Origin of the sequence: Micromonospora sp. C31, from assembly GCF_018070575.1 — a bacterium.
In the GTDB taxonomy this organism is placed as follows: domain Bacteria; phylum Actinomycetota; class Actinomycetes; order Mycobacteriales; family Micromonosporaceae; genus Micromonospora.
The window spans coordinates 195,771-212,232 of sequence record NZ_JAGPXN010000007.1 but is presented as its reverse complement, the minus strand read 5'-3'; the positions used below and the strand labels follow the sequence as shown (position 1 = coordinate 212,232).

The window sequence follows — 16,462 nt, the reverse complement described above, 5'->3', positions numbered from 1 at the left end:
CGGCGGATTACGGCTGGTCGGTCGGCTCGGCGGTGAGCAGGCCCGCGTTGATCTCGCGCATGGCGATGGAGAGCGGCTTCTCCTGCGGGGTGGTCTCGACCAGGGGGCCGACGTATTCCAGCAGCCCCTCGCCGAGCTGGCTGTAGTAGGCGTTGACCTGGCGGGCGCGCTTGGCGGCGAAGATCACCAGCGCGTACTTCGAGGTCGTCTTCTCGAGAAGCTCGTCGATCGGCGGGTTGGTGATGCCTTCGGGGTTTGCGATGGATCCCACGAATTAACCTCTGCGTCTATCGCACCGCACGCGGCGGTGCTGGCGGTCCACCGCGCACGCGCGGTGGCGCCGGAGCCAGGAAAGAAGAACCGGACAAGCCTACCAGCTCGTCGACGACCCGCCCGGTCAGGTCGTGCGCGAGGGTGTGTTCGAAGCCGGCCGGCGTGGCCTGCGCGGGAACGTTCCCCGGCGGGTGCAGCAGCACCAGCCGGGCGTCGGGCAGCACCGCCCGGGCCAGCAGCGCGCCGGCGAGGTCGAGGCCGATCAGCACGGGTTGCCCGGCGGCGAGCCGGGACCGCAGCGGTTCGAGGGGAGTGCCGCGCCGGTGGGGCCCGGCCCGGCTCCACTCCAGCAGTTCCCCGGCGGCGACCATCCGGTCGAACTCGGCGGGGGCCAGGAAGAGCCGGTCGACGCCGTCCAGCTCGCGTTCCCGGCGCGGGCGCGTGGTGGCCGGCACCGGGACCCAGATGGACGGAGAACGCGCCCGGACGCGCTCGACGACACTCTCCGTGCCGGAGCCCGAAGGCCCCGTCAGGACAGTGAGCCGAGCCGCCGGGCGCGCCTCGTCATCCGTGCTCACTGCTTGTTTCTACACGCAGCCAGCCTCAGTTGGCGGCGAACTCTCCAAGCAGTGCCTTGCGCTGCTGCTCGCCGAGGCCACGCAGGCGCCGGCTGTCGGCGATCTTGAGCTTCTCCATGATCTGGGTGGCCCGGATCTTGCCGATACCCGGCATCGCCTGCAGCACGGCGGAGACCTTGAGCTTGCCGACGACGTCGTCGGACTCGGCACGCTCGAGGACGGCTCCGAGGGTGGTCTTGCCCTGCTTGAGCTGCTCCTTCAGCTCAGCACGGGCCTTGCGGATCTCCGCGGCCTTCTCCAGCGCGGCAGCGCGCTGTTCCGGGGTCAGTGACGGGAGCGGCACCAGTTCTCCTCAGGTCCCTATCGCGACGGGCGGGACGCACCGCCGCATCTGTGAAACGTGGTGTCGCTGTGAACCAAGGGGTCCGTGGTTCCCAGCGCGGGGAAAACTAGCGTTCGACGGCGCATTCGGCAACGTGGACGCGCGATGATCTTTACAAAGGTGACCGAGCCGTCAGTCAGTCACCAGTGGCGAGGACGGCCCGACAGGCGGTCAGGGCCCGCTCGGCGGCGGCCCGCAGCGCGTCCGGATCCGGGCCCGCGCCCAGCACCTCCCGCGAGTACGAGGGCAGCACCGCGGGCAGGGCGGAGCCGAACACGACGCGCAGATCCGCCGCCGTGGCGCCCTGCGCGCCGAGGCCCGGGGCGAGCAGCGGACCGTTCACGGCGGAGAGGTCGTGACCGGTGTCACCGATGGTCGCCCCGACCACCAGCCCGACGCTGCCGAGCGGCTGGGCACCCGCGTTGAGCTGGGAAATCTCGTCGATGACGGCCTGCGCGACGGTGCGCCCGTCGGCGGTGCGGGCGCGCTGCACGGCGGCGCCCTCGGGGTTGGAGGTGAGCGCCAGCACGAAGACCCCGCCGCCGTGCTCGGCGGCCAGATCGAACATCGGCGCGAGCGCGCCGACACCGAGGAACGGGCTCGCGGTCACCGCGTCCACATGGACCGGGCTGGATGGGTCGAGGTACGCCGAGGCGTACGCGGCGACGGTCGAGCCGATGTCACCGCGCTTGACGTCGAGCAGAACGAGCGAGCCGGCCTCGCGTAACTGTCGGATAGTTGACTCAAGAATCGCGATACCTTTCGAGCCGAACCGCTCGAAAAAGGCCGACTGGGGCTTCACCACCGCGACCCGGTCACCAAGGGCTTCCGTGACCGTCCGGGCGAAGCGGTCAAGCCCGCTGATGTCGTCGTCGAGCCCCCAGCGGGCCAGCAGCCCCGGGTGCGGGTCGATGCCGACGCAGAGCGGCCCCCGCTCCGTGACGGCCCGGTGCAGGCGGGCGCCAAAGCTCTCCATCCGGTTCTCTCCCTCTCCTCGGCGCCCGGGGCCTCCGCCGCCGGGACACGTCTCTGCGTCGCGGGCCGTCCACGCCGTCCGCGTACGGCCGCCGGAGCGCGACCGGCGGCTCAGCCGGCCCGCACCGCGGCGGCGACCCCCGCGGCGATCCGGGCCAGGTCGGCGTCGTCGGTGACGTACGGCGGCATGGTGTAGACCAGGTCGCGGAACGGCCGCAGCCAGACCCCCTCGGCGACCGCGGCGGCGGTGGCGGCGCCCAGGTCCACCTCGCGGTCGAGCTGGACCACGCCGATCGCGCCCAGCACCCGCACGTCGAGCACCCCCGGCGCTCCACGCAACGGCTCCAGGCCGGCCCGCAGGCCCGCCTGCACCCTCGCCACCTGCCCCGCCCAGTCCCCCGCCCGCAGCAGGCCGAGGGAGGCGTTGGCGACCGCACAGGCCAGCGGGTTGCCCATGAACGTCGGGCCGTGCGCCAGCACGCCGCCGGCGGAGATGCCCCGGGCGACCTGCGCCGTGCAGAGCGTGGCGGCCAGCGTCAGGTACCCGCCGGTGAGCGCCTTGCCCACGCACATCACGTCGGGAGCCACCCCGGCGTGCTCGGCGGCGAACATGGCGCCCGTGCGCCCGAAACCGGTGGCGATCTCGTCGAAGATCAGCAGCACGCCGTGCGCCCGGGTCACCTCGCGCAGCACCCGCAGGTAGTGCGGATGGTGGAAGCGCATCCCGCCGGCGCCCTGGACCACCGGCTCCACGACGACCGCGGCCAGCTCGTGGGCGTGCCGCTCGACCGCCTCGACCATTGTCGCCACGTAGGCCGGATCCGGCGGGGTGTCGAACCCGCCGGGCGGCACGGGAGCGAAGACCTGCCGGGGCAGCACGTCGCCCCAGAGGTGGTGCATGCCGCCCTCGGGGTCGCAGACGCTCATCGGGTGGAACGTGTCGCCGTGGTAGCCGCCCCGCCAGGTGCCCAACCGGCGGCGCTCCGGCCGGCCCGTGGCCCGCTGGTACTGCAGGCACATCTTGATCGCGACCTCGACGCCGACCGAGCCGGAGTCGGCCAGGAAGACGTGCTCCAGCCCGTCCGGGGCCAACTCGACCAGCGTGGCCGCCAGGCGCACCGCCGGCTCGTGGGTGAGCCCGCCGAACATCACGTGGCTCATCCGGCCGAGCTGGTCGGTCACCGCCGCGTCGAGCACCGGGTGCCGGTAGCCGTGGATCGCCGCCCACCACGACGACATCCCGTCGACCAGCTCCCGGCCGTCGGCCAGCCGCAGCCGTACGCCCTCGGCGCCTTTCACCAGGTAGGGCGCGCTGGCCGGCGGCAGGGCCGCGTACGGGTGCCAGACGTGCGCCCGGTCGGCCGCCAGGATCTGCTCGGGGGTCACCCGCCCGTCCTCGCGGCGCGCACGGCGGCACGGACCAGGGCCGGGCCACGGTAGATGAAGCCGGTGTAGAGCTGCACCAGGGCGGCGCCGGCGTCGAACATCCGGGCCGCGGCGTCCGGGTCCACGATCCCCCCGACGCCGATCACCGGCAGCCGACCACCGGTCTCGCGGTGCACGAAGGCGACCACCTCGCGGGCGCGGTCGGCGAGCGGGCGACCCGACAGGCCGCCGGTCTGCGCGCCGCGCGCCCGGTCCGCCGGGGCCAGGCCGTCGCGGGCCAGCGTGGTGTTGGTGGCGATCACCCCGGCGGCGCCCCGGGCCAGGCAGACCTCCAGCAGCTCGGCGATCGCCGGCTCGGTGAGGTCCGGGGCGATCTTCACCAGCACCGGCTTCTCCCCCACCAGCGCCGCCAGGATGGCGTCCAGGTGCGCCCGGTCCTGCAGCGAGCGCAGGCCCGGGGTGTTCGGCGAGGAGACGTTGACCGCGAAGTAGTCGCCGTGCGCGCGCAGCGCCCGGTACGAGGCGAGGTAGTCCTGCACCGCCTCGTCCAGCGGGGTCACCTTCGACTTGCCCAGCGAGATGCCCAGCGGCACGCCGATCGGGCGGGGCAGCGCCGCGAGCCGGGCCGCGAGGGCCTCGGCGCCGGCGTTGTTGAAGCCCATCCGGTTCACCACGGCCTCGCTGCCGGGCAGCCGGAACAGCCGGGGCCGGGGATTACCCGGCTGTGGGTGCGCGGTGACCGTGCCGACCTCGACGAAGCCGAAGCCCAGCGCCGGCCAGGCCGGCAGGGCCACGCCGTCCTTGTCCATCCCGGCGGCGAGCCCGACCGGGTTGGGAAACTCCACGCCGAACACCGTGCGCGGCGCCCGCACGGCGTACCGGGCCCGCAACACCCCCAGCGCCGCCGGCCGGCGGGAGAGTCCCGCCAGCCGCCGCAGCGTCCACTCGTGCGCGGCCTCGGCATCCCCGCCGCCGATCCGAAACAACCCCGGCCGGACCACCCGCTCGAACATCACGACCGACCACCCCCGTTGATCATGAAGTTATCGCCGCGACACGCCGTGCCGGCCGACAACAACTTCATGATCAACGCGTACGGGTGCGGGTACGGGTGCGGGTGCGGGTGCGGGTGCGGGTGGGGGTGGGGGTGGGGGGTCATTCGGCGGCTCGGAGGGCGGCGTGCAGCTCCTGGAGCGGGCGGACCTGCATGTCGCCCCGGATGCGCGCCTCGATGCCCATCACCGCCGCCGCCGCGCCCGGCACCGTGGTGATGCACGGGATGTCCGCCGTCACGGCGGCGCTGCGGATCTCGTAGCCGTCCGAGCGGGCGCTCGCGCCCGAGCCCTGCGGAGTGTTGATCACCAGCGCCACGTCGCCGCCGAGGATCAGCGACACCGCGTCCTCGCCCCCGCCGGACTCGTAGTGCTTGCGGATCTGCTCGCAGGCGATGCCGTGCCGGCGCAGCACCTCCGCCGTGCCCGTGGTGGCCACGATCTCGAACCCGAGGTCGGCCAGGCGCTTGATCGGGAAGATCATGCCGCGCTTGTCCCGGTTGGCGACCGAGACGAAGATCTTCCCGCCGGTCGGCAGCGACCCGTACGCGGCCGACTGCGACTTGGCGAAGGCGTGCCCGAAGGCGACGTCGATGCCCATCACCTCACCGGTGGACTTCATCTCCGGGCCGAGCAGCGAGTCCACGCCCTTGCCGGTGGGGGTGCGGAACCGTTTGAACGGCAGCACCGCCTCCTTGACCGCGATCGGGGCGCCCGCCGGCAGCGAGCCGCCGTCCCCGGTCGCCGGGAGCAGCCCCTCGGCGCGCAGCTCGGCGATGGTGGCGCCCAGCGCGATCCGGGCCGCCGCCTTCGCCAGCGGCACCGCCGTGGCCTTGGAGACGAAGGGCACCGTCCGGGACGCGCGCGGGTTCGCCTCCAGCACGTAGAGCATGTCGTCCTTCAGCGCGTACTGCACGTTGAGCAGGCCACGCACGCCGACGCCCCGGGCGATCGCCTCGGTGTAGCGGCGCACCTGGGCCACGTGCGAACTCGCCAGCGTGATCGGCGGCAGCGCGCAGGACGAGTCGCCGGAGTGGATGCCGGCCTCCTCGATGTGCTCCATCACCCCGCCGAGGTAGACCTCGCCGTCGGCGTCGCAGAGCGCGTCCACGTCGATCTCGATGGCGTCGTCGAGGAAGCGGTCGACCAGCACCGGGTGGTCCGGGGAGATCTCGGTGGCCCGCCCGATGTAGTCGCGCAGCGTCGCGTCGTCGTAGACGATCTCCATGCCCCGCCCGCCCAGCACGTACGACGGTCGGACCAGCACCGGGTAGCCGATCTCGTCGGCGATGGCCTTCGCCTCGTCGTACGAGGTGGCCATGCCGTGTGCCGGGGCGCGCAGCCCGGCCCGGGCCAGCACCGCCCCGAACGCGCCCCGCTCCTCGGCCAGGTGGATCGACTCCGGGGAGGTGCCGACGACCGGCACGCCCGCGTCCTTCAGCCGCTGCGCCAGGCCCAGCGGGGTCTGCCCGCCGAGCTGGACGATCACCCCGACCACACCGGGCCCGCCGGCCGCCCGGCCGGACGAGTCCTCGGCGTGCCAGACCTCCAGCACGTCCTCGAAGGTGAGCGGTTCGAAGTAGAGCCGGTCGGCGGTGTCGTAGTCGGTGGAGACCGTCTCCGGGTTGCAGTTGACCATCACGGTCTCGTAGCCGGAGCCCGCCGCCCCGCCGAGGGGCGCGCTGCGCAGCGCCTGTACCGCGTGCACGCAGGAGTAGTCGAACTCGATGCCCTGACCGATCCGGTTCGGCCCGGAACCCAGGATCATCACCTTCGGCCGGGCCGACGGCACGACCTCCGTCTCCTGGTCGTACGTCGAGTAGTGGTAGGGCGTGGTCGCCTCGAACTCGGCGGCACACGTGTCCACCGTCTTGTAGACCGGTCGGATGCCGAGGCGGTGCCGCAGCGTCCGTACGCCGTCCTCGGCGGCCAGCTCCGGGCGTAGCGCGGCCAGCTGCCGGTCCGACAGGCCGGCCCGCTTGGCCCGGCGCAGCAGCTCGGCGTCGAGCACCGGCGCGTCCACGATCTCGGCGCGCAGCTCGACGAGGGCGGCGATCTGGTCCAGGAACCAGGGGTCGATCCCGCCCGACGCGGCGGTCACCTCGGCGATCGACGCGCCGAGGCGCAGCGCCCGCTCGACGGTGTAGAGCCGGCCGTCGTGCGGCATCCGCAGCGCGGCGAGGGTGTCCTCCTTCGTCGTGCCGGCCGGGTCGGCGCCCGTCGCGGCAGCGACGACCTCGTCCGGGACGGTCCAGAATCCGGCCGCCTTCGTCTCCATCGAGCGCATCGCCTTGTTCAGCGCCTCGCTGAAGTTGCGGCCCAGGCTCATCGCCTCGCCGACGGACTTCATCGTGGTGGTCAGCTCCGGGTCCGCGCCCGGGAACTTCTCGAACGCGAACCGGGGGATCTTCACCACCACGTAGTCCAGGGCCGGCTCGAACGCCGCCGGGGTCTTCAGGGTGATGTCGTTGGGGATCTCGTCGAGGGTGTAGCCGATGGCCAGCTTCGCGGCGATCTTCGCGATCGGGAAGCCGGTGGCCTTCGAGGCCAGCGCCGACGACCGGGACACCCGGGGGTTCATCTCGATCACCACGATCCGGCCGTCGGCCGGATTGACGGCGAACTGGATGTTGCAGCCGCCGGTGTCCACCCCGACCTCGCGCAGCACCGCGATGCCCAGGTCGCGCAGCCGCTGGTACTCACGGTCGGTGAGCGTCATGGCCGGGGCGACCGTGACGCTGTCGCCGGTGTGCACGCCCATCGGGTCCACGTTCTCGATCGAGCAGACCACCACGACGTTGTCGTGCCGGTCACGCATCAGTTCGAGCTCGTACTCCTTCCAGCCGAGCACGCTCTCCTCGATGAGCACCTCGTGCACCGGGCTGGCGGCCAACCCGTCACCGGCGATGCGGGCCAGGTCCTCCGGGGTGTGCGCCATGCCGGAGCCGAGGCCGCCCATCGTGAACGACGGGCGGATCACCACCGGCAGGCCCAGCTCGGCGACCGTCGCCTCGACCTCCGCCATCGAGTGGCAGACCCGGGAGCGCGGCACCAGGCCCGCCGGGTCGTCGAGCCTCAGGCGTACGCCCGCCTTGGCGACGATGTCCTTGAACAGCTGCCGGTCCTCGCCGCGGTTGATCGCCTCGATGTTGGCGCCGATCAGCTCCACGCCGTACTTCTCCAGCACGCCCGCCTCGTGCAGGGCGACGGCGGTGTTCAGCGCGGTCTGCCCGCCGAGGGTGGGCAGGATCGCGTCGGGGCGCTCCTTGGCGATCACCAGTTCGACGAACTCCGGGGTGATCGGCTCCACGTACGTGGCGTCGGCGAACTCCGGGTCCGTCATGATCGTCGCCGGGTTCGAGTTGACCAGGCTGACCCGGATCCCCTCGCTGCGCAGCACCCGGCAGGCCTGGGTGCCGGAGTAGTCGAACTCGCAGGCCTGCCCGATCACGATCGGCCCGGAGCCGATGACCAGGATGTGCTTCAGATCGGTCCGCTTAGGCATGTGTGCGCCCCTCGCTGTGGGTCCGGCCCTCGATGAGCTCGGCGAAGCGGTCGAAGAGGTAGTCCGCGTCGTGCGGACCGGCCGCCGCCTCCGGGTGGTACTGGACGGTGAAGGCGGGCACGTCCTTCGCCCGCAGCCCCTCGACCACGTTGTCATTGAGGCAGACGTGACTGACCTGGACGCCGCCGAACTCGGTCTCGATCACCGCATCGGGTACGACCGCCCCGTGGCGTGCGCCGGGTACCTCGACCGCGCCCGGGTCCTGCCCGCGACCCGGCCAGGCGACCGCGAAGCCGTGGTTGTGGCTGGTCACCTCGACCTTGCCGGTGACCCGGTCGAGCACCGGCTGGTTGATCCCCCGGTGGCCGTAGCCGAGCTTGTACGTGCCGAAGCCCAGCGCCCGGCCGAGGATCTGGCTGCCGAAGCAGATGCCGAACAGCGGCACCTCGCGGCGCAGCACCTCCCGCGCCAGGGCCACCGGCCCGTCGGCGGTGGCCGGGTCGCCCGGCCCGGGCGAGAGGAAGACCGCGTCCGCGCCGGTGGCGAGCAGGTCGTCGACGGTGGAGCCGGCCGGCAGCACGTGGGTGGTGACCCCCCGGGCGGCGAGCCGGCGCGGGACGTTGCGCTTGATGCCCAGGTCCAGCGCGGCGACCGTGAAGCGGTGCTCGCCGGAGGCCGCCACCACGTACGGCTGCGCCGTGGTGACCTCGGTCGACAGGTCCGCGCCGACCATCTCGGGGGCCTGCCGCACCCGGGCCAGCAACGCCCGGGGGTCGGTCTCGACGCTGGAGATGCCGACCCGCATCGCGCCGCGCTCGCGCAGGTGCCGGGTCAGCGCCCGGGTGTCCACGCCGCTGACGCCGACGACGCCCTCGGCGGACAGCCGCTCCTCCAGCCCGCCCGTGGCCCGCCAGTTCGAGCCGACGCGGGCCGGGTCGCGGACCACGTAGCCGGCGACCCAGATCCGGCCCGACTCGTCGTCGGAGTCGTTGACGCCGGTGTTGCCGATGTGCGGGGCGGTCTGCACCACCACCTGACGGTGGTAGGACGGGTCGGTCAGCGTCTCCTGGTAGCCGGTCATGCCGGTGTTGAAGACCGCCTCGCCGAAGGTCTCCCCGACGCTGCCGTACGCCTCGCCGTGGAACGTGCGCCCGTCCTCCAGGACGAGGATCGCGGGCCTCCGCTTGGTCATAGAACTGCCTTTCCGTCCAGGACCGTCGGCTCGCCGCGCAGGAAGGTCGCCACGATGCGACCCGGCAGCGTCATGCGGGCGTACGGGGTGTTGCGACTACGGCTGGCCAGCTCCGCCGGCTCGATGGTGCGGCGGGCGGCCGGGTCGACCAGGGTCAGGTTCGCCGGCACCCCGGGCGCCGGGTCGACACCGTGCCCCTCCAGCCCGGCGATCCGGGCCGGGGCGCGCGACATCCGCTCGGCGATCAGGTCCCACTGCGGGCCGAGCACGTCGAGGGCGATCGACAGCGCCGTCTCCAGGCCGAGCATGCCCGGCCGGGCGTACGCCCACTCGCACTCCTTGTCCTCCACCGCGTGCGGGGCGTGGTCGGTGGCGACCACGTCGATCACGCCGTCGACCAGGGCCGCCCGCAGCGCGGCGATGTCGGTCGCGGTACGCAACGGCGGGTTGACCTTGTAGACCGGGTCGTAGGTCTCGGCCCGGGAGTCGGTCAGCAGCAGGTGGTGCGGGGTGACCTCGGCGGTGACCCGTACCCCCCGGGCCTTGGCGTGGCGCAGCACCTCGACGCTGCCGGCGGTGGAGACGTGGCACACGTGCAGGCGGCTGCCCACGTGCTCGGCGAGCAGCACGTCCCGGGCGATGATCGCCTCCTCGGCGACCGCCGGCCAGCCGGTCAGGCCGAGGCGGGTCGAGACCTCGCCCTCGTGCATCTGCGCGCCCTCGGTGAGCCGGGGCTCCTCGGCGTGCTGGGCGATGATCCCGTCGAACGCCTTCACGTACTCCAGCGCCCGGCGCATCAGCCTCGGGTCGGCCACGCAGTGCCCGTCGTCGGAGAAGATCCGCACCCGGGCCGCCGAGTCGGCCATCGCGCCCAACTCGGCGAGGTGCTCGCCGGCCAGGCCGACGGTGACCGCGCCGATCGGCTGCACGTCCACCAGCCCGGCCTCCCGGCCCAGCCGCCAGACCTGCTCGACCACGCCGGCGGTGTCGGCGACCGGCGAGGTGTTGGCCATCGCGCAGACCGCGGTGTAGCCGCCGAGCGCCGCCGCCCGGGACCCCGACTCGACGGTCTCGGCGTCCTCCCGGCCGGGCTCGCGCAGGTGGGTGTGCAGGTCGACCAGGCCGGGCAGGGCGACCAGCCCGGTGCCGTCGACGACGGTCGCCTCCGGCGCGTCCAGCCCGGCGCCGACGGCCGCGACGACGCCGTCGCGGATCAGCACGTCGGTCGGCGCGGCGCCGACGACGCTGACGTTGGAGATCAGGTACGAGCTCACCGGTTGTTCCCCCCGAGCAGCAGGTAGAGGACGGCCATCCGCACGGAGACCCCGTTGGCGACCTGTTCGACGATGGTGGAGCGGGGCGAGTCGGCGACCTCGGGCGTGATCTCCATCCCCCGGTTCATCGGCCCGGGGTGCATGACGATCGCGTGCTCGGGCAGCCGGCGCATCCGCGGGCCGTCCAGGCCGTAGCGGCGGGCGTACTCGCGGGCGGACGGGAAGTAGGAGTCGTTCATCCGCTCGCGCTGCACCCGCAGCATCATCACGACGTCCGACTGCGGCAGCACCGCGTCGAGGTCGTAGGAGACGTCGGTGCCGGGCGCGAGGGCCTGCGCGATGTGGACGGGGATCAGCGTCGGCGGCCCGACCAGGGTCACCTTGGCGCCGAGCGTGGACAGCAGCAGGACGTTGGAGCGGGCCACCCGGCTGTGCAGGACGTCGCCGACCACCGCGACCGACAGGCCGGCCAGCCGGCCCAGCCGGGAGCGCATCGTGTACGCGTCGAGCAGCGCCTGGGTGGGGTGCTCGTGGGTGCCGTCGCCGGCGTTGACCACCGACCCGTCGACCCAGTCGGCGAGCCGGTGCGGGGCGCCCGAGGCGGGGTGCCGGACGACCACCGCGTCGGCCCCCATCGCCTGCAGGGTCAGCGCGGTGTCCTTCAGGCTCTCGCCCTTGGTCACGCTGGAGCCCTTGGCCGAAAAGTTGATCACATCGGCGCTGAGCCGCTTCGCCGCCGCCTCGAACGAGATCCGGGTCCGGGTGGAGTCCTCGTAGAAGAGGTTGACCACGGTGCGCCCGCGCAACGCGGGCAGCTTCTTGACCTCCCGGCCGGCGACGGTGGCCATCTCGGCGGCCGTGTCCAGGATCTCCGTGGCGGTGGCGGCGTCCAGGTCGGCGCCGGAGAGCAGGTGCCGGATCATGCGGGGGTCCCCCCGTACAACTTGACCTCGTCGGTGCCGTCGGTCTCCGCGAGGGTGACCTTCACGCTCTCCGCCAGGGACGTCGGGATGTTCTTGCCCACGTAGTCGGCGCGGATCGGCAGCTCGCGGTGGCCCCGGTCGACCAGGACGGCGAGTTGGACGGACGCCGGCCGCCCGACGTCGTTGAGCGCGTCGAGCGCGGCCCGCACCGTGCGACCGGAGAAGAGCACGTCGTCGACGAGGACGACCCGCCTGCCGTCGATGCCGCCGGGCGGCACCTGGGTCGGCCCGACCGCGCGGGTGGCGTGCCGGCGCAGGTCGTCGCGGTGAAGGGTGATGTCGAGCACGCCGACCGGGACGGTCACGTCCTCGAAGGTGCTGATCCGGGCGGCGAGCCGCTTCGCGAGCGGGGCGCCCCGGGTGGGGATGCCCAGCAGCACCGTGTTCTCGGCGCCCTGGGTCTTCTCCAGGATCTGGTGGGCGATGCGGTCGACCACGCGCTGGACGTCGGCGCTGGCGAGGATCACCTTCACCGAGGGTTGTCGTGGCGGCGGTGACTGCGCAGCCGGTGGGTAGGCCACGGCGGACCTCCTTCCCCGCCTCACGGGACGGGTCGTTAAAGGACGTCGGATGCCGGTACCGGGTCGCGAGCGGCTCGGTACCGGGGCTTCACGCCACGTTACCAGTGGTCACCGCGCTGACCGTCGTCGGCCACTGACCCCCTGGTCAGCTCGGCGAAAAGGGGACAACTCCCCCGGTGATCCCAACGGTAAGGTCACGACCACTTGACCAGTTGTGCCAATCCCCGTACCGTCACGCTCCGTAGCGATCGCTGGGAGAACCCCGAGCAGCACTGGGAGTGTTTAATGCCCTCTGAATACGCCAAGTCTCTGGGCGCCCGTCTGCGCTCCATCCGCCAGCAGCAGGGCCTCTCCCTGCAGGGTGTGGAGGAGAAGTCGAACGGGCGGTGGAAGGCGGTGGTGGTCGGCTCCTACGAGCGCGGCGACCGCGCCGTCACGGTGTCGCGCCTGGCGGAGCTGGCCGACTTCTACCGTGTGCCCGTCTCGGAGCTGCTGCCCGACGGCAGCGGGGTTCGCCACGAGCCCACCAGCAAGATCGTGCTCGACCTGGAGCGCCTCTACGACGAGGCCTCCGAGGACCTGGCCTACGTCGCCCGGTACGCGCGCGCCATCCAGCAGCAGCGTGGCGACTACAACGGCCGCGTGCTCTCCATCCGCGCCGACGACCTGCGTGCGCTCGCGATCGTCTACGACGCCTCGCCGTCCGGCCTGATCGAGCGGCTCACCGAGCACGGTGTGCTGGTCGCCGACCCGCGGGCGTTCTTCGCCAGCTGAACCGACCGCGAAAGGGGCCCGTGCCGTCGGCACGGGCCCCTTTCGTCGTACGTGTCGCGTTTCCGCCCGCCGTCACCGGAGGGGTGTGACGCACGTCGGGTGTGACGTGCGCCGCGTCAGCGGGTGGCGTACTCGGCGATGCGGCCGAGGATGCCGTTGAGGAAGCGCGGCGAGTCGTCGGTCGACATCTGCCGGGCCAGCTCGACGGCCTCGCTGATGGCGACCGCGTCGTCGATCTCGTCGACGTAGAGCAGTTCGTAGACCGCGATCCGGGCGAGATTGCGGTCGACCGCCGGCATCCGGTCCAGCGTCCACCCCTCGGCGTAGCTCGCGATCACCTCGTCGATCCGGTCGAGGTGGGCGGCGACGCCCTCGACGAGGCTCACCGCGTATCCCAGGTGCTCGGGTCGGGGCTTCTCGATCCGCTCGATGTAGCCGGCGAGCACCTCGACCGGCGGACGGTCCCGCAGGTCGGCCTCGAAGAGCACGTCCAGCGCCCGCTTGCGCGCCTTGCGGCGCGCCGGCATCTGCTGCTTGGGACCCTCGGCCATCAGGCGCGGCCGAGGTAACGGCCGTCGCGGGTGTCGACCTTGATCTTCTCTCCGGTGGTGATGAAGAGCGGCACCTGCACGGTCGCGCCGGTCTCGACGGTGGCCGGCTTGTTGCCGCCGGTCGACCGGTCGCCCTGCAGGCCCGGCTCGGTGTAGGTGACCTCCAGCACGACGCTGGTCGGCAGCTCGATGTAGAGCGGGACGCTCTCGTGGATGGCCACGGTCGCCTCAGCCTCGGGCAGCAGGTAGTTCGCCGCGTCGCCGACGGTGGCGCCGAGCACGTTGATCTGGTCGAACGTCTCCAGATCCATGAAGACGTAGTCCTCGCCGTCGGCGTAGAGGTACTGCATGGTGCGCTTGTCCACGGTCGCGGTCTCGACCTTGGTGCCCGCGTTGAAGGTCTTGTCGACCACCTTGCCGGACAGCACGTTCTTCAGCGTGGTACGCACGAACGCACCACCCTTACCGGGCTTGACGTGCTGGAACTCGACGACGGCCCAAAGCTCTCCGTCGAGGTTGAGTACCAGGCCGTTCTTCAGGTCGTTGGTGGTGGCCATTTCCTGCCTTGATCATCAATTGGCGGACAGACCTGGCAAGTCTACTAGTAGCGCCGAACGCCGCTGCCCGGCGCTGCCCGCGCACCGCCCCGTCCAATGCCGCCCGACACCGCCCGCCCGTCCCGCCGCCCCCGCCACCCTCGGCCACCCCGCCTGCCACCCGCCCCGCTCCGGCCCGCTCCGGGCCATTGCGCCACTGCGCCACCTCGCCACCTCGCCGCCTCGCCGCCTCGCCGCCTCGCCGCCTCGCCCACGATGCTCCTCGCCGCCGCCCCCGGCGTTGCCCGCGTTTGGGCGACAGCGCGGAATCCAGCCGTAACACGAACCGGCGCCCCGACCTGACCGTCAACGACGCCCCTTGGCGACAGCGCCCACCGGCACGTCACCCTACGCACACACCAATGGCCTCGGTGAGCATCACCCGCGCCTCCTTTGCTCTGCAGCCACAAACGCACCACTCACCGACGGTCACGCCTGCTCCCGGCGGCGATTCAAACGTCGGCAGAGAAACCCCAGGTCGGACCGCCGGTGCGAATATGGCTGCAGAGCAAAGCGTCCGATAGGCAGCGAGGGAAGGCCGCCAGGCCGATGACGTACCGTGACGACATCAGAACATCACTCTCCGTAACGCCGTGATCGTGGGCGGAGGGCCGACCCATGTCAGGGCGATCGTCGCGGCCACGGCGCGGACAGGAGGAGGCATTCGCCTGGGCGCGGGCAACGGTCGCGCCCAGGGTGGGCTGTCTCTCGGCCGCAGGCGCCACGGTCGGCCCGCCGCCCGAGGCCGGTTGGGGCCCACGCGACGGCTGGGTCGGGCGACGCGGGTCGGGCGACGCGGGTGGGGCGGCGCGGGTGGGCGGCGCGGGTGGGGCGTCAGCGGCTCCGAGCGGCCAGGTGGTGCAGGGCCAGGCGGTAGCCGTCGACGCCGAGGCCACAGATCACCCCGGTCGCCACCGCCGACACCACGGAATGGTGCCGGAACTCCTCGCGCGCGTGGATGTTGGAGATGTGCACCTCGACCAGCGGCCCGCGCAGCATGGCGCAGGCGTCGCGGACCGCGTACGAGTAGTGCGACCAGGCGGCGGGGTTGAGCACCACGGCGGCACCCTCGTCCGCGGCGGTGTGCAGCCAGGCCAGCAGCTCGTGCTCGGCATCGGTCTGCCGGACCGTCACGTCCAGGCCGAGTTCCCGCCCGGTCGACTCGCAGAGCGTAACCAGCTCCGCGTAGCTTCCCGCCCCGTAGACGTCCGGCTGCCGGGTGCCGAGCCGGCCGAGGTTCGGGCCGTTGAGCACGTGGACCTTCACGCGGCCACCTCCCGGTAGGCCGCCGCCAGCAGTTCGTCGTCCGGCCCCTCCAGGATCGCGGGCCGGGCCAGCCCGTCCAGCACCACGAACCGTAGCTGGCTGCCCCGGGTCTTCTTGTCCACCCGCATCGTGGCCAGCAGTCCCGGCCAGGCCTCGGCCGGGTAGCTGGTGGGCAGGCCGAGCGCCGCCATGGCCGTCCGGTGCCGCTGCGCGGTGGGGGCGTCGAGCCGGCCGGCCAACCGGGCCAGCTCACCGGCGTAGACGACGCCGACCGACACCGCGTGACCGTGCCGCCAGCGGTAGCCCTCCGCCTTCTCGATGGCGTGGGCCAGGGTGTGGCCGTAGTTGAGCACCTCACGCACCCCCGACTCCCGCAGGTCGCCCGAGACCACGTCGGACTTCACCCGGATCGCCCGCTCGATCAGCTCGCGGGTCACCGGACCCGCCGGGTCGGTGACCGCCGCCCGGTCCCGCTCCACCAGATCGAGGATCACCGGGTCGGCGATGAAGCCGCACTTGACCACCTCGGCCAGGCCGGCGGCGAGGTCGGCCGGCGGGAGGCTGTCCAGCGTCGCCAGGTCGGCGAGGACGCCGACCGGTGGGTGGAACGCCCCGACCAGGTTCTTGCCGGCGGCGGTGTTGATCCCGGTCTTGCCGCCCACCGCGGCGTCGACCATGCCCAGCAGCGAGGTGGCCACCGGCACCCAGCGCACCCCACGAAGCCAGCAGGCCGCGACGAAGCCGGCCAGGTCGGTCACCGCGCCGCCGCCGACGCCGACCACCGCGTCGGTACGGGTGAAACCGGCCTCGCCCAGCCGGTCCCAGCAGGTCGCCGCGACGTCGATGCGCTTGCCCGCCTCCGCGTCCGGCACCTCGATCGGCAGCGGCGTGACGCCGGCCGCGCGCAGCCGCCCGCCGATCGCGTCGGCCAGTCCCTTCAGCGGGTGCGCGTGCAGCACGGCCACCCGGGTCGCGTCCGGCAGCAGTCCCGGCAGCGCGTCGAGCAGGTCGCGTCCCACCAGCACGTCGTACGGGCGCTCGCCGCCGACCGGGATCCGGGTCACCTCGTCCATCGCCGGCAGCCTAGTGCAGCCGCCCTGTCGCTGGCGGGAACTGTCCACTTCGTGGCCACCCGATCGCGTGCCGGGCAGGGC

General features: G+C 72.7%; 16 protein-coding genes. 1 reads left to right on the top strand and 15 read right to left on the bottom strand.

Annotated features, from left to right (window positions below):
- Positions 1 to 7: 7 nt before the first annotated feature.
- The 11 genes from rpoZ to pyrR all read right to left on the bottom strand — a co-directional run bounded on the left by rpoZ (position 8) and on the right by pyrR (position 12,121).
- A complete protein-coding gene (gene rpoZ, locus KBX06_RS12325) occupies positions 8 to 271 on the bottom strand; it encodes a DNA-directed RNA polymerase subunit omega (protein ID WP_007075826.1) in 264 nt (87 codons plus the stop codon).
- A gap of 16 nt (positions 272 to 287) precedes the next feature.
- On the bottom strand, positions 288 to 851 hold the full coding sequence (locus KBX06_RS12320) for a guanylate kinase (RefSeq protein WP_210834611.1): 564 nt from the start codon (positions 849 to 851) through the stop codon (positions 288 to 290).
- Positions 852 to 876: 25 nt separating this feature from the next.
- Positions 877 to 1,194 carry an integration host factor, actinobacterial type gene (gene mihF / locus KBX06_RS12315; protein ID WP_007458370.1) on the bottom strand — a complete coding sequence of 106 codons (318 nt, stop codon included), beginning with the start codon at positions 1,192 to 1,194 and terminating at the stop codon, positions 877 to 879.
- A gap of 175 nt (positions 1,195 to 1,369) precedes the next feature.
- Positions 1,370 to 2,209 (bottom strand): orotidine-5'-phosphate decarboxylase, encoded by an 840-nt coding sequence (pyrF, locus tag KBX06_RS12310; protein WP_210834610.1) that lies wholly within the window; start codon positions 2,207 to 2,209, stop codon positions 1,370 to 1,372.
- Between the two features lie 110 nt (positions 2,210 to 2,319).
- A complete protein-coding gene (locus tag KBX06_RS12305) occupies positions 2,320 to 3,594 on the bottom strand; it encodes an adenosylmethionine--8-amino-7-oxononanoate transaminase (RefSeq protein ID WP_210834609.1) in 1,275 nt (424 codons plus the stop codon).
- A complete protein-coding gene (locus tag KBX06_RS12300) occupies positions 3,591 to 4,610 on the bottom strand; it encodes a quinone-dependent dihydroorotate dehydrogenase (RefSeq protein ID WP_210834608.1) in 1,020 nt (339 codons plus the stop codon). Before KBX06_RS12300 ends, KBX06_RS12305 begins: the two co-directional genes overlap by 4 nt.
- A 139-nt stretch (positions 4,611 to 4,749) precedes the next feature.
- A complete protein-coding gene (carB, locus tag KBX06_RS12295) occupies positions 4,750 to 8,151 on the bottom strand; it encodes a carbamoyl-phosphate synthase large subunit (protein WP_210834607.1) in 3,402 nt (1,133 codons plus the stop codon).
- Positions 8,144 to 9,343: a glutamine-hydrolyzing carbamoyl-phosphate synthase small subunit gene (gene carA / locus KBX06_RS12290; RefSeq protein ID WP_210834606.1), complete on the bottom strand. Its 1,200-nt coding sequence runs from the start codon at positions 9,341 to 9,343 to the stop codon at positions 8,144 to 8,146. Before carA ends, carB begins: the two co-directional genes overlap by 8 nt.
- On the bottom strand, positions 9,340 to 10,617 hold the full coding sequence (locus tag KBX06_RS12285; RefSeq protein WP_210834605.1) for a dihydroorotase: 1,278 nt from the start codon (positions 10,615 to 10,617) through the stop codon (positions 9,340 to 9,342). Before KBX06_RS12285 ends, carA begins: the two co-directional genes overlap by 4 nt.
- Positions 10,614 to 11,540, bottom strand: coding sequence for an aspartate carbamoyltransferase catalytic subunit (locus KBX06_RS12280; RefSeq protein ID WP_210834604.1), 927 nt, complete (start codon positions 11,538 to 11,540; stop codon positions 10,614 to 10,616). Before KBX06_RS12280 ends, KBX06_RS12285 begins: the two co-directional genes overlap by 4 nt.
- Positions 11,537 to 12,121, bottom strand: coding sequence for a bifunctional pyr operon transcriptional regulator/uracil phosphoribosyltransferase PyrR (gene pyrR, locus KBX06_RS12275; RefSeq protein WP_210834603.1), 585 nt, complete (start codon positions 12,119 to 12,121; stop codon positions 11,537 to 11,539). The genes KBX06_RS12280 and pyrR overlap by 4 nt, the downstream gene beginning before the upstream one ends.
- A gap of 285 nt (positions 12,122 to 12,406) precedes the next feature.
- On the opposite strand from pyrR, the gene KBX06_RS12270 reads away from it, so the two are divergent.
- The gene (locus tag KBX06_RS12270; RefSeq protein WP_013285505.1) at positions 12,407 to 12,895 is read left to right on the top strand and encodes a transcriptional regulator; all 489 of its coding nucleotides are present in this window, start codon (positions 12,407 to 12,409) and stop codon (positions 12,893 to 12,895) included.
- 116 nt (positions 12,896 to 13,011) lie between these two features.
- Here KBX06_RS12270 and nusB read toward each other — a convergent pair whose 3' ends face one another.
- The 4 genes from nusB to aroB form a co-directional block, all read right to left on the bottom strand.
- On the bottom strand, positions 13,012 to 13,422 hold the full coding sequence (gene nusB / locus KBX06_RS12265) for a transcription antitermination factor NusB (protein WP_172896683.1): 411 nt from the start codon (positions 13,420 to 13,422) through the stop codon (positions 13,012 to 13,014).
- Between the two features lie 23 nt (positions 13,423 to 13,445).
- Positions 13,446 to 14,003, bottom strand: coding sequence for an elongation factor P (gene efp, locus KBX06_RS12260; protein ID WP_210834602.1), 558 nt, complete (start codon positions 14,001 to 14,003; stop codon positions 13,446 to 13,448).
- A gap of 873 nt (positions 14,004 to 14,876) precedes the next feature.
- Positions 14,877 to 15,308: a type II 3-dehydroquinate dehydratase gene (gene aroQ, locus KBX06_RS12255; protein WP_210834601.1), complete on the bottom strand. Its 432-nt coding sequence runs from the start codon at positions 15,306 to 15,308 to the stop codon at positions 14,877 to 14,879.
- The gene (gene aroB / locus KBX06_RS12250) at positions 15,305 to 16,381 is read right to left on the bottom strand and encodes a 3-dehydroquinate synthase (RefSeq protein ID WP_210834600.1); all 1,077 of its coding nucleotides are present in this window, start codon (positions 16,379 to 16,381) and stop codon (positions 15,305 to 15,307) included. Before aroB ends, aroQ begins: the two co-directional genes overlap by 4 nt.
- Positions 16,382 to 16,462 lie beyond the last annotated feature (81 nt).